The following is a 21,557-nucleotide window of genomic DNA, read 5'->3' as shown; positions in this document are numbered from 1 at the left end:
AGTGGGTGCTGGAAAGTGAAGAGGTAGCGGTGGGGCTCAAGGCGGTCATCGCCATTGTTGTGACCGGACTGATGACCGCGCTCGGCGGTGCCGTCGCCCTGTCCTCCGGGACGGGGTGCGCGCCGGCCTCAATCGATGTCGCTGCCGTTTCGCACCTTAATACGACCATTTCGGGCTTCACCGGCGATCAGCTGGTCAATTCTGCCGCGATCATGAACGCAGCGACCGCCGCAGGAATGTCGCAGCAAGCGCAAATAGTCGGAGTGATGACCGCCATTGGTGAATCTGGGCTCCGGAACCTCACCTACGGTGACGACATCCAAGGTGTCATCAACCCGGACGGAACCCCGACAACGTCGCTTGGACTGTTCCAGCAACAGGCATCGTGGGGGAGCGCTGGGGACAGGCTCGACCCGGCACGGTCAGCGGCGTTGTTCTTTAGCCGTCTTGCCCAGCTTCCGGGTTGGGAGAAGCTCACGCCGACTGCGGCCGCGCACGCAGTGCAGGTCAACGCAGATCCGATCTACTACACACCGTTCGTGGGTCCGGCATCAAAAATTGTTGCCACCCTCGGGGCGAACTCCACCGGCGGCAGTTGCCCGATAGGTGGCGACTCTCAAGCTCTCGCATTGGAGCTCGTCGGCCACATCGACGACAGAACTCTCACTGGTGGCGAGGCGCCGTTGGATCAGATCCGGTCGATTGCCCAGGGCAAAGCTGTACCTGATTGCGGGATCGACGTCCGCATCTTGCAAATAATTGTCATCGCCGTCCGGAACTTTGATGCCGTCGGAGTCAGTTCCATCAACCGCAAATGCACCGGTGAAATTATCGGGGCCGGGGCGCTGTCATCCCACTTCATTGACGGTGGTGGTCATGCTGTTGACTTCAACAGCCTCGACGGCCGCAATCTGACCGGGGCTGATGGCCTGTCGCTGCGACTGATTGGACTGCTTGACCCGGTGGTGCCGGAGGGTTCGCGTATTGGCCAGTCACAATGCCGGACAGCATCCGGTGTTCCGCTGACCCTGCAACACTTCGGGCAACTCGAGGACTACTGCACCCACCTCCACGTGCAGGTGAAGGATGCGCCGGGGCAACTGACGTTGCCCTGAACCCCGGCGCCCGTACCCTGGCGCCTGAACACGTGCGGCCGAACCCTGGGGCTCGGTGCAGGCAAGTGCCAAATCTGAATGAGCTGCAGCGCAGCGCAGTCCTTGCGAGGTTTGTTGACCTTTCCGTTCGGATGACCGTAATTCGCTTCCTGCCCTTTCGTGCCCGGCTTTCGCGGCATATCCTCCCTCTCTTCGCTCAGTCCGGTATTCCACGACCAGGCACTCCAGTGCGTCCGCTTTTCAACGATCTCTTCTGCCGGAAGGCAAACAAAACAGTTGATCTGAGAAGAGAGAAGAACATGAACAACACACCCACATTTGACCAGTTGCAGGACCAGCACCAGAGCATCAGCCGCGACAGTCTCGCGCGTGCGGTCTGGTCGACCATTCTTGAACCGGGCGACCATGAAGCCGGACACCTGATCGCCCACATGAACCCAGCCGAAGCACTCGAAGCAGTCCTTACTGGGAAGGTCGAAACGGTGGACGGGATCCCGGTTCGACCGATTCGGGATCGAGCCATCCCAAGGTATTCGAGCGGGACCGTAAACATGGCCTTCCGGATGGCCGCACGATACGGGGCAGAACTGGTCACTCCGGAACATCCGAATTGGCCAACCCGGCTCGGGGATCTCATGTTCAACACACCAGTTGCCTTGTGGGTGCGCGGCAACACCGAGCTACTCGCCGATGAGGTCGCGACTGCGATCGTGGGGGCACGCGCAGCAACCGGCTACGGCGAGCATGTGACGATGGAAATTACTGCCGGATTGGTCGAGCGCGGGCACACCATCGTCTCCGGTGCCGCCTACGGGATCGACGGGATGGCCCACCGCGCCGCCCTCGCAGCCTCAGGCCGGACGGTTGCCTACCTTGCCGGGGGAGTGGATCGGTTCTACCCCAGCGGCCACGACGCCCTGCTGTCTCGGATTGTCGAGACCGGTGCAGTGGTATCAGAACTGCCCTGCGGGGCAGCACCAACAAAGTGGCGATTTTTGATGCGTAACCGACTCATCGCAGCGAGCACCAAGGCGACCCTTGTCGTCGAAGCAGGGTGGAGGTCCGGGTCGCTGAACACGGCCGGGCATGCGATCGCACTCGGTCGCCCGGTCGGCGCCGTTCCCGGCCCAGTCACCAGCGCCGCATCAGCTGGATGTCACCGGCTGATTCGCGAACACATCGCCACCCTCGTCAGCACCGCGGAGGAGGTAGCCGGGCTGTAATCAGGGTCTTATCGGTTGGCGGGCAGCCCACAGCCTGCCCGCCAACCTCCCGCATTTCTCGACCCGCCGGCCCATTCGCCAGCCCGACAGGAGCGGGCAGGCGGAGGAACACTTGCTCGTGCGAACGACACACACCGACCGAGGAGCCGTGATCCGGCCCGATGTTTTTGCCCTTACAGGGGGCTTGTTTCTTTTGCTGTGAAGCCTGTGGCAGCGTCCGGCCGTGCGGGCTGCGCGCAACCGGCTTTCGCGGCATATCCTCCCTCGCTGCGCTCGGTCCGGTATTCCACGACCAGTTGCACTTCGCCCTCCCGCCCTCCCCGGCGACAAGTCGCCTTCACGGCAAAAAAACGTGGAGGGAGGAAGGGAAGAACCGATGAACACCAACACCCAGAACAGCAACACCGAGAACACCAGCACACGGAGCACCAACACCCGGAGCACCAGCACCCGCAGTGGCACGACGACGGCCCCTAAGTCCGGTCGGACGATCGAGGAGAAGAAGGCCCAAGCGGAAGCGCTCCACGACTCGATCAGTACCCAGGTGGAGGACTTGCGAAATACAAAGCAGTGGACCGAATTTCTGAAATTCGCTACCGCGTTTCACACCTACAGCTTGAACAACCTGTTGTTGATCCTGTCCCAACGTCCCGAAGCCACCCAGGTTGCCGGATTCCGCAAATGGCAAGGGCTCGGCCGACAAGTTCGCACTGGGGAGAAGAGCATCAAAATTTTTGGTTACTCGACGAAAAAGGTTACCGAGGAGGACGAAAACGGTGACAGCCAAGAACGACAAGTCGCGCGGTCCCCGATCCTGTCAGTTTTCGATATTGGACAGACCGACCCCGTCGAGGGTGTTGAAGTTCCCGGGTCGATCACAGCGCAACTCACCGGTGCGGACGATTTCGGCATCATCGACACCCTGTCCGCGCACCTGGTCGAGAACGGGTGGATGGTGGAGCAGCGGTCCATCCCCGGTAACAAGAACGGCCACACGAACCCTGAGCAAAAACTTATCGTCCTCGATGCAGACCTCAGCCGGGAGCACATGGCCAAAACCCTGATCCATGAAACCGCGCATGTTTTGCTTGGCCACACCGAGAACATGACCGACTACACCCTGCACCGTGGAGTGATGGAAACCGAAGCTGAGTCGGTTGCCTACATCGTCGCCGGGCTTGTCGGATTCGACACCAGTGCTTACAGCATCGGATACATCGCCGGGTGGGCGGACGCAGATACCGCACTGATCAAATCCACCGCCGGACGGGTGTTGTACACCGCACACCAAATCGCCGGAATTCTCACATCCAGCACCGAAAAAGACAACGATGACCCCGACGAGAGGCTAAATAGCGACGACGCGTAACGATCACCATGGGGAGGGGGCAGCTCGTGTGCTCCCTCCCTGGTCCATCAGGGGAGACTTCCGACGGACCGACCTTAGCCGCGAAACACACCGCGACACGGATAACCAACACCGAGGATGCCACCGCGCCGTAGTCCTAGCGAGTTGCCGGCCTCGCCCAAGGGCGAGGCCGGCAACCAACAAACTCGGTGGCCAATGACCGCGACCAATGAAGCGGTCCAACATATCCGGAAGCGAGGCGCGGGCATCTTCCGTTTGGGTCGAGCGCCAGGTAGCCCAGGGGATTACCCGTGGGCCACGCACCGCAGATCGACCATATTTACTGCGTCGCGGGCAAAATCCCATCGACGTCGAGGAGAACCGACTTCCCGCTTATATTCGAAAGTATGTTCTACTAAATGAGTGGGAGAGAATAAGCGCTACGGAGGTGCGATCGGGCGCGAAATCGAAGAGGCTGTGGTGCGCCCCAAGCCCACCGGCCTCAGCGACGCGGAGCTCGACCTGGCCCACCATCCCATGACGGAGGCAGATACTCCGATCGCGGTGCGCGCCTACGTCCGCTTCCACGAAGCGGTCATCCGACCAGATTGTGAAGCTATCGGCTGGACTGATCGAGCAGTCAAGATCCGCTTGACCATACGCAACGGGCCGGTAAGCGAAGTCTGGGTGTGGGCCTCCGCCGTCGAACGGCGCGATCACCTGTAACGGCGCAACCATAGCGGTGCACTCGTAACCGGGCAACCATGGCAGTGCACGCGGCGACGCAGTACGTTCGTACCCATGTGTGGCCGATTCACGATGACTAAAGAGACCGACGAACTAATCAACGAATTCGTTGCCGAGGGCGGCGACTTCCGTGACTGGCGGCCGTCCTACAACATCGCCCCCACCGAAACGATCCCATTGCTACTCCAATCAGCGAAGGGCGACGGTGAAGTTACGCGTCGCCTCGAGCCAGCACGCTGGTCGTTAGTGCCGAGCTGGTCCAAGACCCTGAAATTGAAGTATCCGACCTTCAACGCGCGAGCCGAGTATCTCGCCTCCAAAGCCACTTGGAAGGGGCCGCTGTAAACGCATCGAGCCCTTGTGCCGGCATCGGGTTACTTCGAACGGCAAACCTTTTCCGACGGCACAAAGATCCCGCACTACATTCACAATCCCGGCGGCGAACTGCTGATGCTCGCCGGCTTGTACTCCTGGTGGAAAGACCACAGGGTCCCCGACGACGATCCAAACGCATGGACTCTCACGACGACGATCCTCACCTCCGGTGCGGTCGACGAGCTGCTCCACATCCACGACCGAAACCCGGTAACGCTCCCGTCCGAGTGGTGGGATCGTTGGCTCGACCCGGAACTTGCGGGCACCCAAGAACTCGTCGATGCCGCCGTGCAGGCGGCGCTGCCGGTCGCCAGATCCCTCGCGGTGTACGAAGTTGCACCGCTGCCATTTCGAGGAAACGGGCCCTATCTCATCGAGCCGGTGATCGCGCTCGAGGGGACCGAGGACTGGCTCAGCACCGAAAGCTAAGTAGCGCTGGCCCCGGTCGTACAACTCACACCACAGAATCACCAGCATCTCAGGTAGTCAACTCGTGCGCCGTATCATTCGTGCACCAGTGGTGTCTACGCCTCAGACGGCGCAGAGGGTTCGGGAATAATCCAGTGGGCGAGGCCGCGTTCCTTCCTGAACGCCTTGGGCGATTCGTCCGTTATGTGCTTCCGCGAATACCGAGCCCGGTAGGGTTCTGACACAGCCACGGGGGCTTATATCTGCTAGCGAATAGAGACAGCATGGCAAAGGTTCCAAAAGCTGGCTGGTACAACCCTGGCGATTCGGTACCAGTGGGAACAAAACAATGGTGGACCGGTGGGGCTTGGGAACAGCGATTCGCTCCTGGTCCACCGACCGATAGTCCAACAACGCCAGGGTGGCACCGCCCCTTCGGAGAGCCCCACCTGCGGTGGTGGTCGGGTAGCGAGTGGAGCCGTGCTCGCTGGTCGGAGTCGGGGCACACCTCGGTTGCAGAGGACATCGGTCAGAGCATCATCGTGTCAACAACGCTGGGTGGCGGAGACGCTCACGCAATCGCCACGATCATAAATACGCTGAAATCAACCTACCCGCCTTGTCGGATTGTGAGCTTGAACACCTACACGAGCGCGGTGGTTGCGGGCACAAATGTTGTCGTGGTCGTTGAGTGGGCTGGCCCGTCACTAACGCTGGATCAGCCGTAGTGAGGATCTTCCAGAGTAGCGAGCACAGGTAGAACAGGTGTCTTCAGGTCAACGTTCAGCTGCGTTGGCTCCAGCGGAATGTCGAAGTTCGTGCTGACGAAACGCTGGCGATGTGCTCGCACGCCAAGCTGGTGAAGAAGTGCCTAAGCGGTGTCTCACCTCACTCAGGAGAACGGGATCCGAGGTGACTCGTCCTGCCGCTACCGTACCGTCTGGTTCGATGACGATGTATCCATTTTCGAACAATGCGTCACACCCAAATAGGCAGACAAGCATTGCGACGGCATCGAAGTCCCATCGTTCACTATCACTGAGCTCTGATCGAGGGACGATATGACCCGCGACAAGAAAAGCCGACGGCACTGCTCGCGCGCAAACGCCACAGATCGCGTTGCCAGCTCCGAGCAGCGAGGCCCTCAGAGCACCCTGTTCTTTGCGAATTGTTGACAACGTTTGAATCTGAGGCCAATGCGACGAGTGAAATCGAGGCCACGGTTTTCTGGTTCTAGTTTGCCGGTTCTTGGGTTCTGACGCTGGGGAGGCTGTCGATGCCGCGTCCGCGGAGTCGGTAAGAGGCGCCCTTCAGCGTGAAGACGTCGGCGTGGTGGACGATCCTGTCGATCATCGCGGCGGCGACGGCTTGGTCGCCGAAGACTCCTCCCCAAGCGCTGAAGGGCAAGTTGCTCGTGAGGATCAGTGAGGCGTGTTCGTAGCGACTCGAGACGAGTTGGAAGAACAGGTTGGCGGCGTCTTGCTCGAAGGGGAGGTAGCCGACCTCGTCAACGATGATCAATCCGTAACGCCGCAGCTTCGCTAGCTCGGCGGGCAGCTGGCCGTGCCGGTGGGCATCGCTGAGGCGGGTAACCCAATCGGTTGCGGTGGCAAACAGCACCCGCTGTCCGTGCCGGGCCGCGACGATTCCGAGCGCGGTGGCGAGGTGGGTTTTCCCGGTTCCGGGCGGTCCGAGGAGGACCACGTTGCGGGCCTCGGTGAGGAACCCACCCGAAGCCAGCGCGCCAACCTGTTGCCGGATCGCGGGTTGTGCGTCCCAGTCGAAGTCCTCGAGGGTTTTCCGGGAGCCGAACCCGGCAGCTCGGATCCGCAGCTCTGCGCCGGAGGCATTCCGGGCGGACACTTCCCGTTCCAGGACTGCAGCAAGGTAGTCCTCGTGGGTCCAACCCGCGTCCCTGGCCTGCTCCGCGAGGCGGGTCGCGGCCTCGAGGATGCGGGGTGCTTTCAGCGCGGCCGCGAGATAGGTAATCTGCTTCACCGCATCGGAAGGCATCTTTGTGGCGCTCACGAGGCGGCCTCCGTCCCGGTAAGTCCGAACGCCCTGTCGTAGTCAGCCAGGTCTCGGGTGAGCTCGTCATCGATGGTGATAGCGCGAGGGGATTGGAACTGTTCCCGAAGCCGCCTCGCGGTCGCAACATGGGCAGCATCGGTGATCGTCGATCCTCTGGCCCAAACCCGGGCATGTTCGGTGATCACCCGTCCCCCGAGACGCACCCGCACCCGTTCCAGGTCCGCCGTGACGTCCACGAGGCGGCCGATCGCGGTCGGGTCGACGGAGTAATCGTTCGAGTCGACACGAACGTAATAGTCGCGTCCGAGCCGGACCCGACTCCGCCAACCCAATTGCAGCACGATCGGGGGCAAGGGCAGCATCGCGGCCCGGTCAGCATCGAGACGATCCACCGGGCGCACTTTGATCGTCCGCACGACCCTGGAGTTCGCCAGCTGAAGCCAGTCGCCGAACTGGGTGTTGAAGTCCGCCGGCGAGGCGAACGTGCGACCCGGCATGAAGGAGGTTTCGAACCAGCCGATGCGGCGTTCGACGATCCCTTTCGATTCCGGGTCGCGGGGCTTGAGTAAAACCAGCCTGGCGGCCAGCATCCCCATGAACTCGGTCACCCCGTGCGCGCGGCGCGGTCCCCGACCAATGCCGGGCTCGTTGTCCCAGATCAACCGTCTCGGGGCCCGGCCGAGTTGCTGGAGCAACTCCCACGACCCCAGCAGCAGGTCCTCCGTTTTGCGGGTCGGGATCATCCGGCCCAGAACAAACCGCGAATACGCCGGAACGATCACCAGCACCGGCAACAGTTTCGCGCTCCCGTCCTCAAGCGGAATCTTCCGCGGCGGGAACCACAAATCACACTGCGCCGCATCCCCGGGCTCCCAGACAAGACGGTCCGCCGGATCGACGCGGCGCTCCTCGGGCCGCAACCGGCGCACGTTGTCCCGGAACCAGGTAATCGACCCGGACCATCCAACCCGTTCCGCGATTACCGTCGCCGGCATCTGCGGGAACTCGGCCAGCAGGGCGCGCACCCGTGGCTCGAACGGCGAGAACGACGTCGGCTGCTCTAACCGCTCATACCTTGGCGGGCTCGTGGACGTGACCGCCCTCGCGACCGTCGACCTCCCAACACCCAAATCTCTTGCGACCTGCCGCTGCGGCACCCCGTCCGCGACAAGCCTCCTGATCAACGCCCAATCTTCCAAAGTGATCACCCATCCAATCTGCCTGGGTGGCCTCATTTTCGAACGTCGCTATGGCCTCATTTTCAAACGTCGTCGACACGAATTCGGGCGATCGCTTCCGCATCGGTCAGCCCGGACCCCGCAGGCCAGTCTTCGTGCGGCCTTCCTGGAAGCGAGCGGGAAGGGGTTTTCACGTCTAATTCCTGGAGCAGTGCGTCAGCATCGATGTCGCTGAGAGGCGAAAGGTAGGCCTCACGGGGAACACCTAACCGAGACAAGGGCCCTGGAGTTCCCCAGGCGACTAGCTCAGCAACGCGGTCGCGGTGAAGCTTCAGATCGATTGCAATGGTCTCGACTCGGACAAGTTTCCCTGCATCATTGGCCTCGGATTCACGAGGCCCTCGAGGATAGTTCGACGGTCGCGGCCAGTCGATGGCGCTGGATACGACTCTGCTGACTGCCCTCACGAAGGGAGCGCCATAGTGAAAGACGATGTCATCGGGCGCCAGATCTTGTAGTGCACGCCGATTCTCCGGCAGCACATTATTGACCCTGGGACGTGTCCACAAAGTCCCGTTCGGAATCGCTGTTCGAAAGTTCTTGTTCTGGCTTGCCCACCAATAGCTCATAGGAGTCATTATCTCCAGAGCCGCCGCTTGCGGCGACCTGTTGCAGCTGCTGCCTCCTGCTGTTCGAGCCCTCAGGATCTGCCTAGTTCAACACGGTGGCTATCTGTTCGGCCGGCGGAACGGTCAAATGCTCCGCGGGAGGTAATGCCAGTTCCCTCGAGGTGTGCGAGGTGGCACCGCTGCCATTGCGAGGGCACGGACAATATCTGATCGAGCGGGCGACCGCGCTCGAAGGTACCGAGGACTGGCTCAGCACTGAGGGCTAAATAGCCCCGGCTCCAATCGTGCAACCCACAACCCAAAACCCACACCACGATCCACACATCTGGGTCATCTGGAGGAGGTCGAAGGGACTGGCCAGTTCGCGTCCAATGTGACGATGCCGTCTGCTATTTACAAACCGGCTGTTATCGGTAATTAAGGCCGTGATGAAGCCGCTACGGGATGGGCAGAATCGTTCCGACCCGGAAATTGCTTGCCCGTCAACGGAACGGCGCATGGGTTGATGCGCATGACACACTGATCAGTATGGGATTTTTGAAGCCACTTAAGTCTAAGGTCAACTCAAACGTATGTCCCTAGAACTCGCTCAGGCCGAGACGAGAGTCGGAATCTGGGAAAAAGAGCGTCTAGCTAAAGATGGCAGCAATTCTCATATGAAGGAGAGATGGCTCCCCGATGAGCGGCTTAAGGTAGCGAGACTTCGAGCGGAACTCGACGATATAGGTGACGCAATCGACTTGAGGGTCTTTGGCTTGCCAATAAAGGGGGGCCAAGACAATCCGAAGCGCGCTCACCGCTGGACGGTTGACGACCCTGACTGGGAGAGTGCAAGCAGCGCGCCACTTATGCTTCCGGCCAGAATCAACGACGATGACGATGACGATGACGACGACGATGACGCAACTTTGGTCGAACTTTGGGTTTTTGACCGCAGTGTGTATCTTGCGCTCGATCCGGATCTCACAGCTGTCGATGTAGTCGCTCTCCTAAACCAAGAGAAGAACACGCGGCGGCTTGCGCTGCAGAAGGCGCACTCGCTCCAGTCGATGGCCGAGCAGCTCGACAAGCCTCGGCAGCGGCAGCGAATCCCTCAGGAAGTCCGCCTCGAAGTTTGGCAACGCGACAGTGGCAGGTGCATCGATTGCAGCAGCCAGGCGGATCTGGAGTTCGACCATATCATCCCGTTCGCAATGGGTGGATCGAACACAGTGCGAAACCTGCAATTGCTATGCGGGGAATGCAACCGTCGCAAAGGCATGACCCTCGGTTGAGTTTTACCCACCTGAGCCCGAACGAGCCAGCATGGCCGCTGTCAGCGTTCGAGTCGCAAAAACAGTGAGAGATTGCTGTCGACGGGCAAACTTGGCGTCAGCGAAGAGCGCCGAGTCAGTCGTTGGCGGCTGCCTCAAGTTGTTCCGCGCTGAAACCGAACATTTGGTCTTCGTCCTTGCCGCTTGACAACCAGATGTTGGCGGCATCGGACACACTGATACTTTCCATCGCTACTGCTCCCTCGGTGTTGATTAGACGAACAGTGCTCCACCGTTCGTGATGACGAAACTCTAGCGCTGGTTCTGTCGCGTGTTGTCGGAGGGTCCGAGCATCTGAGGGGACTGAGGACTGGCTCAGCACCGAAAGCTAAGTAGCGCCAGCCTCGGTCGTGCAACCCACACCGCACCACCCACACCGCGAACCACAGTATCGGCGCCGTGTATGGGAGGTCGAGGAGGCCGGGCCGTTCGCATCCAAGGCGATGATGCCGTCTTCCTATTTACATACCGGCGGTTATCAGTCATTTTCTAATTGATACGAACTCAGGTGAGTACGCTAATTCATCGAGACGGCGCCAATGACTCGATATGCGGGCTCATAACCCAGAGGTAGCAGGTTCAAATCCTGTCCCCGCAACGAAAAGAAAGAGGTGGTCGAAAGCCGCTTCCGGAGAAATCCAGAAGCGGCTTTCGACGTTCGATGAACCGGTTGACTACAGGTCTGACTACATGTTGCGTTGGGCACGCTCATGTTTTGACGGGACAGCACCCCCCAGGCTGAGAAGTTCAGCAGGCCGCTGAGAAGCTACGCTACCGAAGCGCCTGCATATGAATTACGTTCTGTGAAACTTCCATCCGTCTAAGTCAGACCAGTGATAGATCTCACCGGTTCCACCATCTAGCCAAAGGTCGGTCACTTCGGGTGGACAGCGAAACTCTCCCCACGTGAAGTACGACGGCGAGACCGGAAGCAGACCTCCATCTTCACCGGACCCAGCCATTAACAAGTAAAGATGGCTCCTTTGAGCGTTCAATCTGCCGCTCTCGACTTCAAGCTTCATCAGCTTGCTGGACACCAGTTCAGACTCGTTTAGGTAAGTGCTCAGTCGATTGAGGTACGGCTGATCAAGCGAGATCGGAATATTCGAGTTCCAGCTTCCAATCGTGATCAGGTTTCGAGCGTTCGTGTGTACAAAGGCATAGACGTCTGGCGCAACTTGCACCGGGTTTGCTCGTTCGGCAGAGGTATCAGCAACCATCAACTGAGAAGCAATATCTCGAGAGAGCTGCCCAATCCCGGCACGAGTGGCTGGCATAGCCCAGCCGTATTCAAAGGCCAGTGCCCAGGAAGCGGCACCAGAGTACTCATCCAGCAATTGGCGTTCAAAGTGTCGCAACTGATTGCTGTCCCGGAGAAAATTCCGATCGAGCGTAGATGTGACCTCAGCAATCTCGAATTGTCCGTCAGCGCGCTCCAGCGTCAGGTCGACTGCACCTTGCCTTCCATCTGTATCTTCAAGTCGCGGTCGTAAGTGCGTCAGGATCTGAAGGTATGTAGCCGCCCGGACCTCGCCGGGCTTAGCTCCCACGAAGTCCAACTCACGCTCGCGATGCGTGTCTTGCGAAACCGATAACCATGCTTTCTCCACAGAGGTACCTTCAGGACACCATCCACTCAATAGGTTTCGGGGCATCAGCGCTCGTCCCGAAGGGGAATGAGGGTTTGATCGGATGAATCGAAGTGCTCTTTGCCGATGACTGGCTCGTGAGGCATGGTTTGAGAGTATCGCCCGCCCACTGGCGATACACCAAGCGTAATAATCAACTCACCCGAGCCCGAAGTACCGCTCGAAGAACCCGGCAAACCGGTCGAGTACTCGCTGTTTCTTCTCACCGTGGCCGCCGCCCGGCGAGAACCGCGACGCGGGCGGCAGTACCTTAGTGATCGCCACGCCGGTGGTCTGAATGACGCCATCGCGGAAGGCTCGGTTGATGAACTCGCGGGTTGCATCTGCATCGAGGCCCTCGTCGATGATGAGTTGCGTGAGCTCAGCATCCCGTCGGGTGGTGACGAAAGCGGCCCACTCAGAGTCGACTGAGCCTGCGACGGAGACGCGATCGACGAAAGCCTCGATGAGGTCTTTCTTGTTGCGCAAGCTGGGTGAAGCGTCGATCGCGCGGGTGATCTCGGCGCGAACCTCTTTGTCGTCGCCGTCGCCGCGCTCGTCGCGGTATTTCTGCACGAGCAGCAGGATGTAGTCGACTGTGATTTCGACCTGCTTGATGAGCTCAATCTCGAAGACAAGGTCGTCGTTGATCGTCTCCTTCTCGTCGGTCGGACGACGCAGAGAGGCGTAGATGTCGAGGTATTCCGAGCGGTAGTCCTGCATCTGCCGCTCAGAGAGGATCTCGTTGCCCTCAAAGTCGTCAAACGAGGTCAAAATGTTTTGCAGCCGCAGAATCGCACCGAGCAGGGCAATGAAGTCTTTCTGATTCTGCTCGCCGACGATCTGCTGGCCCGGCGTGAAGCGGTCGAGCAACTCCGTCACCTTCGCCGCATACTCCGTGTAGTACTCGCCGTAGGGCTTGAGTACCACCACGCCCTGCGCGTTCTTGTTGCCGAACAGTGCGATCGCACCGTTGGTCTGCTGCTCGAGGTCGCGAAAGCTGACGATGTTGCCGTATGTTTTCACCGAGTTCAGGATGCGGTTGGTGCGTGAGTAGGCCTGGATCAGCCCGTGCGAGCGCAGGTTCTTGTCGACCCATAGGGTGTTGAGCGTTGTTGCGTCGAACCCGGTCAGAAACATGTTGACGACAATGACGACGTCGATTTCGCGGTTCTTGAGCCTCATCGACAGATCGGTGTAGTAGCCGGCGAAGCCATCAGAGCTTGTGCTCCAGCGCGTGCCGAACATGTTGTTGTAGTCGGTGATCGCCTCGTCTAAAAACTGCCGCGACGGCAGGTCAAGGGCCGCGGTGTCGAAGCCCTCTTCGTCGAGAAAGCCATCAACTTCGGCCTCGTTGGCGGCGAACGAGTAGATGATGCCGACTTTCAGGCGCTGAGCATCCGGAATCGTCGACTGCATCGACCGGAACGCCGAGTAGTAGCGCTTCGCTGCGTCGATCGAGGCTGTGGCGAACAGGGAGTTGAAGCCGCGCACCCGCCGTTCCCCTAGTGCGTAGTGTTCGCTGCGCCGGGTCTTCTGGTCGAAGTGTTCCAAGATGTACTCAACAACCATGCCGATGCGGGTCGGATCGAGCAGCGCACGCTCGGTGTCGATGGCCGACACCTGCTTATCGGTGAGCCCCTCGGGCAGCTTGATCGTGTTGACATAGTCGATCCGAAACGGCAGCACGTTCTTGTCGGTGATCGCATCGACGATTGTGTAGGTGTGCAGCTTCTCGCCGAAGGCCTGCTCGGTGGTCTTCAGCTGCGGGTTCCCGCCCGATCCGGCGTTCTCGGCAAAGATCGGCGTGCCGGTGAATCCGAACAGGTTGTAACGCTTAAACGCCTTAGTGATCGAGGCATGCATGTCGCCGAACTGCGAACGGTGGCACTCGTCAAAAATCAACACGACGTGGCCGTCGTAAATCGTATGGCTCTTATCCGACTGCACGAGTCGCGCCAGCTTCTGAATTGTCGTGATAACAATGCGCCGCTCCGGGTCAGCCAGGTGCTTCGCCAGTTGCGCGGTCGACGTCGACGCGTTCGCTGACCCTTTCTCGAAGCGGTCGTACTCTTTCTGCGTCTGCCAATCCAAGTCTTTCCGGTCCACAACGAAAAGCACCTTGTCGACGCTCGGCAACCGCGACGCAAGCTGTGCGGCCTTGAAGGAGGTGAGGGTCTTGCCCGACCCGGTCGTGTGCCACACGAACCCGCCGGCCGCGATCGTGCCGAGCTTCTTGTAGTTGGTGGCCACCTCGATGCGCTGCAGAATGCGCTCTGTCGCGACGATTTGGTAGGGGCGCATCACCATCAACTGCCGGTCACCCGTCAGCACGCAATAGCGGGTCAAAATGGCGAGCAACGCATGCTTGGCGAAGAAGGTCTTCGTGAAACCCACCAGGTCGCGGATGGGCGTGTTCGCAGCATCCGCCCACCACGAAGTGAACTCGAACGAGTTGCTCGACTTGCGTGTGCGTGCCCGCCCTGCAGCATCCTCAATGTGCTGACGCCGTGTGGTGTTTGAGTAGTACTTTGTCAGCGTGCCGTTGCTGATCACAAACAACTGCACGTAGTCGAACAAGCCAGAGCCGGCCCAGAAACTGTCCCGCTGGTAGCGGTCAATCTGATTGAACGCCTCACGAATATCAACCCCGCGCCGCTTCAACTCCACATGCACCAGCGGCAACCCGTTGACCAGAATGGTCACGTCGTAGCGGTTCGCGTACTTTCCGCCACCATCAACAGAGCCACCGTCTGCGCCGCCGGCTGCGACCTCGTACTGGTTGCTCACCTGCAGACGATTGTTGTGGATGCTGTTCTTATCGATCAGCGCAATGTTCTTCGTGCTGCCGTCATCCCGCCTGAAGGCGTAGACGTGGTCTTCTTGCACGCGCACAGTCTTCTGCACCGCACCATCGCTTGCGCCCACCACATACTCGGCGAGCAACCGCTGCCACTCGTCGTCAGTGAAGGTGACAGCGTTGAGCGCTTCGAGTTGCACGCGGAGGTTTGCGAGCAGTTGGGCCTCTGAGTGGATCGTCACGTACTCATACGCCTGGCCCTGCAGCAACCGGATGAACTCCCGCTCAAGTTCTGCCTCCGACTGATACGCGGCCGACGTCGCCGGGTCGGTGACGAACTCTGCAACGACCGTGCTTTCCGAGCTGATCGCGATCGGCTCGAATCGGCTCGCGGGTGCGTCAGACATCTATGTCACGCTCCTCCCAGGCGCCGTACGTACCGCCTGGCCAGGTCCACTCGATGCGACCGTTGCAGGAGCGGCCAAGCGCTATCGCTCCCGCCGTTGAGGGCGAACGGAATGGTATGTCACGCGTTACCCGACCTTTTCCGTTCTCGACCGAAATTGACCCGTCTGCTACTAATCGCTCATGTTGCGCACGGTACGACGCGTAGGCACGTTGAGTGCTTTCGGCGCTGCCCACGCCACTCCAGGCGGCCCGGACAGTCGACCCTGCGAGCACGGTGAACTCGTCACCGATAACCTGCGCGCGTGCGTCAACTCCCGCCTTGGCGTGCAGGAGAGTGAAAACCGGAGAAGCGTTCTCTGCCAATCCAGATGCTGGAATGGCAGGACGAGTGCGGATCGCATTGACGCCGAGGACAGGCAACACAATTTGAAGCTGAGCGATGAATGCTTCCATGTCTGAGGCCTGCGCTTCGGACAGCTTTCGACCTTGCGGCGTGTTGTCGTTCTGCAACTCGACCCTGGCGGCTTGCCGGGCGAGTTCCACAAGCCTCGCCTCAAGGTAGCCCCAATGGCCTTCGTTGAAAGCGTCATCTTTCGCCGTAATGATGACGACACGATCCCAAAAGTCCTTCTTGGTCGTATGGTCACGAAAACGATTGATGAAGTTCTCGGTGCGCCCGATATAGCACTGGGCGATACCAGAAGAGTCGTCATCACCGCCGAGCAATAGATACGCGCCGTTCCGTTTAACCTCACTTCGCTTGAGGATGTTCGCCAGTTCCGGCCGAGGGCCTGCAAGTACGTGCCCTGTCCACCCGGCGATCTCTGCGGTCGTAATGCCGCCGGGGGCGCCATCCACCAGGAAAATCTCAATGTGCTTGCCGCTCACGATGCCTCCTCGAAGGTCAGTAGTTTGTCGCGGTAGTGCTCGTACTGCTTACGGCGGGCCGCGAGCTCGGCGGGGAGACCGACGCTTAGGTCATTGACGAGGGTGTCGAACTTGTCCAGGACCTCGACGATCCGCTGCTTCTCCTCCAGAGGGAGATCGGGAATCGGGATTTGGTTGAGATTCGCCTTGTTCAGCTTCGGCTGGGCAGCCCCTGAGATGAAGGGAGCAAGATCGATGGAGTTCAGGTAGATCTCGACGAAACGACGCTCGACATAAGTGCCGAACTTCAGGACGTGCGCGTGGTTGTTTACCCACGTCTTGCCCGAGATCGAGAACGCGATCGGCGTTGAACGGGCCAAGAGATTCGCGCCGTCTTCGGAGACCAGGAGATAAGCCCCGTCGAAAATGAAGTCGCTCACGTAGTCCACTACGCCGGAAGCGCCGTAGTAGGGGATTCCCCCGGGTATGCGAGCGTCCTTGGTCACTGGTCGTCTCTTGCTGTCCAGATTCTTGGCCAGTTCACCCAGTAGCCGAACCCTCCCTTCATCGTTAGCCAGCAGTAGCTGACTTCGATAGTGGCCATACTGGCGGCTCCGCGCTTCCAGCTCCGCTTCCAGCTCCGCTTCCAGCTCGGTGAAGTTGTCCAAGATTCTCACGATCTCGCGCTGCACTCCGAGAGGCGGGACAGGGATTCGAAACCGCTTGAACTCCTGGGTCTTCAGGTTCTTCTGCGCGCCCTGGCTGCTGCAGCCATATATCTCGGGCTGCATGTTGAAGAGAACGTAAGCAAGAAAGTCTTTATCAACGGATTCGTCGATGGGATTAAAGGTAAATCCCGAGTCAAGCATCCAGAACTTGCCTTCTACTTTGCGCACACACTTCGCCGACATCGCGAACCGCGAAATTACGTACTCATTTTCACGGTTGAAGGCGTCAGTACGAAAGCTTTCACCACCACCGCCGTATACCGGGTAGCGAGTGCCCGCATCGGACATCTTTGTTACTCGAGTGCCGAAATTCAGCTTGATGACACTTCCGAGCTCTCTGCGAAGAACCCCTCTAGGACAAAGTTCCTCGATCAGGCCATCAACACGACTCACTGCGTACCTTCAATGTCGGCGACGATGGCATCAATAGCTGCGCGCAGCTCGACCTGGCGTTCAACGATGCGGGCGATCTCCGCGTTGAGCTCGGTGATGTCGACGGCCTGGCGCAAGTCTTCGGCTGTGACGTAGGAGGAGACCGAGAGCAGGTAGTCACGCTCGGCGATGGCGCTATTCGGCACGACGGTCGTGAAGTGCTCAACGTCGGCACGTTCGATGAGAGTGGTCAGGATGCGGGTGCGGTGGGCATCCGTCAGCTTGTTCTTGTTGCCGCTGCGCGTGAATTCGGCGGACGCGTCGATGAAGACGACATCGTTCGACTGCTTGGACTTCTTGAGCACGAGAATGCAGGTGGCGATGGTGGTGCCGAAGAAGAGGTCTGATGGTAGCTGGATCACAGCGTCCACGTAGTTGTTGTCGACCAGGTATTTGCGAATCTTCGCCTCTGCGCCTGACCGGTACATGACACCGGGAAACTCGACGATCGCCGCCGTGCCGTTGACGGCCAGCCAGCTGAGGATGTGCATGGTGAAGGCGAGGTCTGCCTTCGACTTGGGCGCGAGAACTCCGGCGGGGGCGAAGCGGGAGTCGTTTATGAGCAGCGGGTTCGCATCACCCTCCCACCTGATCGAGTAAGGCGGGTTGGAGACGATCGCCTCGAACGGCTCGTCGTCCCAGTGCGCCGGATCCATGAGCGTGTCGCCGTGCGCCAGGTGGAACTGTTCGTAGGGCACGTCGTGCAGGAACATGTTGATGCGTGCCAGGTTGTAGGTGTTGAGGTTGATCTCTTGGCCGAAGTATCCGCCTACTTTGCCGGGGCCGAGTACTTTCTGAAACTTGAGCAGCAGCGAGCCGGAGCCGACGGCCGGGTCGTAGACCTTCTTCAGTTCGGTCTTGCCCATGCTGGCAATTTGGGCGAGCAGCTCAGAGACCTCTTGCGGTGTGTAGTACTCGCCGCCCGACTTGCCGGCGTCGGCTGCATACATTTGCATAAGGTATTCGTAGGCGTCGCCGAACGCGTCGATTTCGTGGTTCTCGAAATCGCCCAGGTTCAAGTCGCCGATGGCGTTGAGCAACTTGACCAGCTTTTGGTTGCGCTGCGCAACAGTGGAGCCGAGCCGGTTCGAGTTGGGGTCGAGCTCTTGGAAGAGGCCCTTCAGGTCGTCTTCACTCTCCGTGCCGACAGCAGAGCCCTCGATGTTCTGGAAGATACGGCCAAGGGTTTCGTTGAGGTTCTCGTCTGCGGCCGCAGTGCTCTTGACGTTTCTGAAGAGCTCGCTCGGGAGGATGTAGAAGCCCTTCTCTTTGACTGTTTCGGCTCGGCCGAACTCGGCTTCAGGGTTTTGGAGCTTCGAATAGTCGAAGGCTTCATCGCCGGCGGCTCGCTCTTGCCGGTTGAGGTAGGCGGTGAGGTTTTCGGAGATGAAGCGGTAGAAGAGCATGCCGAGGACGTAGCTCTTGAAGTCCCAGCCGTCGACTGACCCGCGCAGGTCGTTTGCTACCCGCCAGATGGCCTTGTGGAGCTCAGCGCGTTGGGCCTCGCGGGTGGTGGGAGTCATGGTGTTCAGCGTAGTGAAGAGGGTCCCCATTCACTGGCACGACCCCCGCACTGTCGACGCTCACTATGACTCGTCGCGCGTCTCGTGAGCCGAGCGTGATGACTCCCACTGCCCGCAACACGAGAGTGCCGTCCGCCCGCTGGGTGCTGTGAACTTGGCCGGTATATGTCGGCGTTCTGTCACCGCTTCGTGTCGCTTACGGTCGAGGTCATTGGTTCGTCGATTAGCGCGCGTGACCTTCGGTAGAACGTCGCGCGGGACATCCCAAGGTCCCGCGCCACCTGGGCGACGGGTGTGCCACCTTGGATGAGGCTGAGGGCACTGCGAATCTGACTGTCAGTGATGCGCCTCGGCCGGCCCCCAAGGTTTTGGCCGGCTGCTTTGCGTTTACTGATCGAGTCGACGATGCGTTCGCTTTTGATCTCGTGTTCCATCTGCGCGAGCGCGGCCATGATCGTGAACAGCATTGAGCCCATCGGTGTTGACGTGTCGACGTCACCGCCGCCCAAATTCAGAACGCGCAGCCCCGCACCGCGACCTCGCAGCTCGTCGGCGAACGCGAGCATGTTCTGAGTAGAGCGGCCGAGCCGATCGAGCGTCGTGATCACGAGAGTATCGCCCTCGATTAGTGCGTCAAGTGCTCGATTGAATTGGGGCCGGGATGCTTGCGCGCCGGATACTCCGTTATCCACGTAGAGGTCATCGCGCCTAACGCCGGCAGCCAAGAGATCTATCTGCTGTCGGTCCGAGGACTGCTGTTTCGTCGAAACGCGTGCATAGCCGATCAACTTCTTCATGGGGGCCTCCCGGGTGTCGCATAAGTAATGGTGTGTACTCAGATTTAACCAGAAGGTTTCGATACATAGTTACGAGAATCGTGGCAGCTAAACAAACCCGCGCGAATCCACGAAAACTGGCACGTCAGCGTTGCCTCGTCGGTGAGCTCGACGAGACGCCTCGTATCCCTAGGGTTGCGAGATGCTGAGATCGCAAAGCGCCGCCACGGGCTCGTCCGTAAGGCACCCGGTCATTCGGCTTAATATCGGGATACCTAAACGGAGGTCAGTCACGGTCGGAGGAGGCTGAATCCCCAGACCATAGCGAACACCACGACAGCGATGAGTGGGAAGAGCCAGTTCACGGCAATGAGCAGCAGGTGCCGACCGCGTGGTCGCTTCGCCTCGCCCTGAGCCTGCAGTGGTTCGACGATTTCGTCGTCGTCGCGGCTTCGAAGGGTCGCGACGGTTCCGATCACCGATAGGACAAGTAAGACAGCCGCGGTACCGACGAGCAGCGGCAGCGCAGAGAAGACCAGCCAAGCGTCGGATGCTGATCCCGGAGCGAAGAGCGCTGCCAATGCGCTCGTTACCCCGACGACGACGAGTAGCACAGGCGGGAGCCAGCGTTGCCGGATGACCGCTCGTGGGTAGAACGGGAAGGCGAACATCAGCGTCAAAAGCACGGGGATAGCAAGTAGCAGCAGCTGAGGAACCGAGATCAAGACGAGACCCTGATCGAACCAAGCGGTACTTGCCAGAGCGAAGACAAGGAACGTGAAGAGTCCCACGACCGGAAGGAGCACCGTTCTGACCGCTTGCTCTCGCGCATTCATGACAGGAAGGTCCAACGACGCCGCGTACTCTCGGGCGGCACCGAATGCTTCTTCCGCGCTCTGACCGGAGTCGGCCAGCAGCTCTCTGACGCTGGCAATTGCGTCGCCGATTGCGGGTCCGGAGACTCGGCGAAGGCGCAGCTCGACGGTGAAGTCCTCGATCCACGTATCGTCGGTCATTGTCGTCTTCATGGGGTATCCGTTCTTCCTGTCGGTGCGGTGTTCAAATAGTCATTACCATTTGCGGTGAAGCGCAGCCACTCGCTTCGCGTTCGTTCCAGTTCGCTGCGTCCACGGTCAGTGAGTGAGAAGTATTTGCGGCCAGGACCGGCGTCACCTGGTCGCCATTCGACGGCGACGAACCCGGCCGACTCATAGCGGCTGAGAAGGGGATACAGCGTGCCGCCCTTGACTGTGCCCAGCCCATTGGCTTCGAGGTCGGAGATGATCGCGTATCCGTAGGAGGCTCCCTGTTCCACGGCACGCAGGGCGAACATTCCCAGCACCGCGCGCATCCAGTCGCTCGGCCACGCGCTGGTCAGCTGCACTTCTTCCTGATGTTCCGAGTTCATAAATAGATTGTCTCTCTAACTAGTTAGCCATGTCAAACACGCTCATGCCCGCACCTTCGATTCGACCCGTCGCCGACAGCATTTTCTTCTAACTGGACGAAGGCTACGCGCGCGTAGGTGGGGCCGCGTCATAGCCCGCGAGTCGGCCCGTCGCGTTGCGATTTGGTGCGGTGGGGCTCGTTCTCGAACGGATGGTGGAACTGACATAACCGCCGCGTTACCCGGTGCCGCGTGCGGGCGTCGTGGGCATTTCGGCGCGGGGTGACCGTGCGCATGCCGAGCTGGTCGCGGTGGGCTTCATCACTCCCGTAACGCCGTGCGCTGCTGCTGGTGTCGCTACCGAGTGGCGTTTTGTTGGGCGCGTGCTGCATCGACGGCGCGGTCGGCGTAGCTGATATGGGGGTCTGCCTCGCTCATCCTGCCGCGGTCGCGGCCGCCCATGTGTGGAGCCCATCGGGGGTGAGGCTGGCTCACTCGTTCGAGTTGAGGCTATCCGCTGTCTCGTAACCAAAGTGCCTCGTAACCGGCGAATTCAGGCGGTGGTCGCAACACCGGCTTGATTTGACTGGTTCGAGAGTATCTCGCTGAGGACCTCAGCTGGGGTGCGGTAGCCATGACGT

Annotated in this window: 15 protein-coding genes and 1 pseudogene; 6 read left to right on the top strand and 10 right to left on the bottom strand. The window is 59.9% G+C overall.

The window, feature by feature from the left end; translation table 11 throughout:
• The first annotated feature begins 5 nt into the window (after nt 1–5).
• From IWX88_RS13340 to IWX88_RS13980, 5 genes and pseudogenes are all read left to right on the top strand, one after another.
• A complete protein-coding gene (locus tag IWX88_RS13340; protein ID WP_196831071.1) occupies nt 6–1,115 on the top strand; it encodes a hypothetical protein in 1,110 nt (369 codons plus the stop codon).
• 299 nt (nt 1,116–1,414) lie between these two features.
• The gene (dprA, locus tag IWX88_RS13335; RefSeq protein WP_196831069.1) at nt 1,415–2,338 is read left to right on the top strand and encodes a DNA-processing protein DprA; all 924 of its coding nucleotides are present in this window, start codon (nt 1,415–1,417) and stop codon (nt 2,336–2,338) included.
• A 376-nt stretch (nt 2,339–2,714) separates the two neighbouring features.
• Nucleotides 2,715–3,707 carry an ArdC-like ssDNA-binding domain-containing protein gene (locus IWX88_RS13330; RefSeq protein WP_196831060.1) on the top strand — a complete coding sequence of 331 codons (993 nt, stop codon included), beginning with the start codon at nt 2,715–2,717 and terminating at the stop codon, nt 3,705–3,707.
• Between the two features lie 402 nt (nt 3,708–4,109).
• On the top strand, nt 4,110–4,412 hold the full coding sequence (locus IWX88_RS13325; protein WP_196831057.1) for a hypothetical protein: 303 nt from the start codon (nt 4,110–4,112) through the stop codon (nt 4,410–4,412).
• Nucleotides 4,413–4,487: 75 nt separating this feature from the next.
• Nucleotides 4,488–5,237: pseudogene (locus IWX88_RS13980) on the top strand (SOS response-associated peptidase).
• 1,212 nt (nt 5,238–6,449) lie between these two features.
• On the opposite strand, the gene istB reads toward IWX88_RS13980, so the two are convergent.
• Complete coding sequence (gene istB, locus IWX88_RS13310; RefSeq protein WP_196831141.1) at nt 6,450–7,229, bottom strand: IS21-like element helper ATPase IstB; 780 nt, start codon at nt 7,227–7,229, stop codon at nt 6,450–6,452.
• An 11-nt stretch (nt 7,230–7,240) separates the two neighbouring features.
• Nucleotides 7,241–8,446, bottom strand: a complete 1,206-nt coding sequence (gene istA, locus IWX88_RS13305) for an IS21 family transposase (RefSeq protein WP_196831139.1) — start codon at nt 8,444–8,446, stop codon at nt 7,241–7,243.
• A gap of 1,180 nt (nt 8,447–9,626) precedes the next feature.
• Between istA and IWX88_RS13300 the strand changes: the two genes are divergently transcribed.
• Nucleotides 9,627–10,328 carry an HNH endonuclease gene (locus IWX88_RS13300; RefSeq protein WP_196831054.1) on the top strand — a complete coding sequence of 234 codons (702 nt, stop codon included), beginning with the start codon at nt 9,627–9,629 and terminating at the stop codon, nt 10,326–10,328.
• 833 nt (nt 10,329–11,161) lie between these two features.
• On the opposite strand, the gene IWX88_RS13295 is transcribed toward IWX88_RS13300, so the two are convergent.
• The 8 genes from IWX88_RS13295 to IWX88_RS13260 all read right to left on the bottom strand — a co-directional run bounded on the left by IWX88_RS13295 (nt 11,162) and on the right by IWX88_RS13260 (nt 20,937).
• On the bottom strand, nt 11,162–11,977 hold the full coding sequence (locus IWX88_RS13295) for a hypothetical protein (RefSeq protein WP_196831052.1): 816 nt from the start codon (nt 11,975–11,977) through the stop codon (nt 11,162–11,164).
• A gap of 177 nt (nt 11,978–12,154) precedes the next feature.
• Nucleotides 12,155–15,202, bottom strand: a complete 3,048-nt coding sequence (locus IWX88_RS13290; protein ID WP_196831050.1) for a type I restriction endonuclease subunit R — start codon at nt 15,200–15,202, stop codon at nt 12,155–12,157.
• Nucleotides 15,195–16,091: a GIY-YIG nuclease family protein gene (locus IWX88_RS14340; protein WP_196831048.1), complete on the bottom strand. Its 897-nt coding sequence runs from the start codon at nt 16,089–16,091 to the stop codon at nt 15,195–15,197. The genes IWX88_RS13290 and IWX88_RS14340 overlap by 8 nt, the downstream gene beginning before the upstream one ends.
• Nucleotides 16,088–17,191, bottom strand: coding sequence for a restriction endonuclease subunit S (locus tag IWX88_RS13280; protein WP_196831046.1), 1,104 nt, complete (start codon nt 17,189–17,191; stop codon nt 16,088–16,090). Before IWX88_RS13280 ends, IWX88_RS14340 begins: the two co-directional genes overlap by 4 nt.
• On the bottom strand, nt 17,188–18,753 hold the full coding sequence (locus IWX88_RS13275) for a type I restriction-modification system subunit M (protein WP_196831045.1): 1,566 nt from the start codon (nt 18,751–18,753) through the stop codon (nt 17,188–17,190). The genes IWX88_RS13280 and IWX88_RS13275 overlap by 4 nt, the downstream gene beginning before the upstream one ends.
• A gap of 179 nt (nt 18,754–18,932) precedes the next feature.
• Nucleotides 18,933–19,550 carry a recombinase family protein gene (locus IWX88_RS13270; RefSeq protein ID WP_196831044.1) on the bottom strand — a complete coding sequence of 206 codons (618 nt, stop codon included), beginning with the start codon at nt 19,548–19,550 and terminating at the stop codon, nt 18,933–18,935.
• Nucleotides 19,551–19,819: 269 nt separating this feature from the next.
• Nucleotides 19,820–20,545 (bottom strand): hypothetical protein, encoded by a 726-nt coding sequence (locus tag IWX88_RS13265; protein ID WP_196831043.1) that lies wholly within the window; start codon nt 20,543–20,545, stop codon nt 19,820–19,822.
• 8 nt (nt 20,546–20,553) lie between these two features.
• Nucleotides 20,554–20,937, bottom strand: a complete 384-nt coding sequence (locus IWX88_RS13260; RefSeq protein WP_196831042.1) for a PadR family transcriptional regulator — start codon at nt 20,935–20,937, stop codon at nt 20,554–20,556.
• Nucleotides 20,938–21,557: the final 620 nt, after the last annotated feature.

The sequence above is a fragment of the Frigoribacterium sp. CG_9.8 genome, from assembly GCF_015751965.1.
Taxonomy (GTDB): Bacteria; Actinomycetota; Actinomycetes; order Actinomycetales; family Microbacteriaceae; genus Lacisediminihabitans.
Note: the sequence above shows the minus strand (reverse complement) of the source record. Positions and strands in the feature narration are given on the sequence as shown.

Bases quoted from the DNA above. Each gene is read 5' to 3' on its own strand.
- IWX88_RS13275 (WP_196831045.1), bottom strand. From the start codon at position 18,753: ATGACTCCCACCACCCGCGAGGCCCAACGCGCTGAGCTCCACAAGGCC.
- IWX88_RS13270 (WP_196831044.1), bottom strand. From the start codon at position 19,550: ATGAAGAAGTTGATCGGCTATGCACGCGTTTCGACGAAACAGCAGTCC.
- IWX88_RS13330 (WP_196831060.1), top strand. From the start codon at position 2,715: ATGAACACCAACACCCAGAACAGCAACACCGAGAACACCAGCACACGG.
- IWX88_RS13265 (WP_196831043.1), bottom strand. From the start codon at position 20,545: ATGACCGACGATACGTGGATCGAGGACTTCACCGTCGAGCTGCGCCTT.
- IWX88_RS13290 (WP_196831050.1), bottom strand. From the start codon at position 15,202: ATGTCTGACGCACCCGCGAGCCGATTCGAGCCGATCGCGATCAGCTCG.
- dprA (WP_196831069.1), top strand. From the start codon at position 1,415: ATGAACAACACACCCACATTTGACCAGTTGCAGGACCAGCACCAGAGC.
- IWX88_RS13260 (WP_196831042.1), bottom strand. From the start codon at position 20,937: ATGAACTCGGAACATCAGGAAGAAGTGCAGCTGACCAGCGCGTGGCCG.
- istB (WP_196831141.1), bottom strand. From the start codon at position 7,229: ATGCCTTCCGATGCGGTGAAGCAGATTACCTATCTCGCGGCCGCGCTG.
- IWX88_RS13300 (WP_196831054.1), top strand. From the start codon at position 9,627: ATGTCCCTAGAACTCGCTCAGGCCGAGACGAGAGTCGGAATCTGGGAA.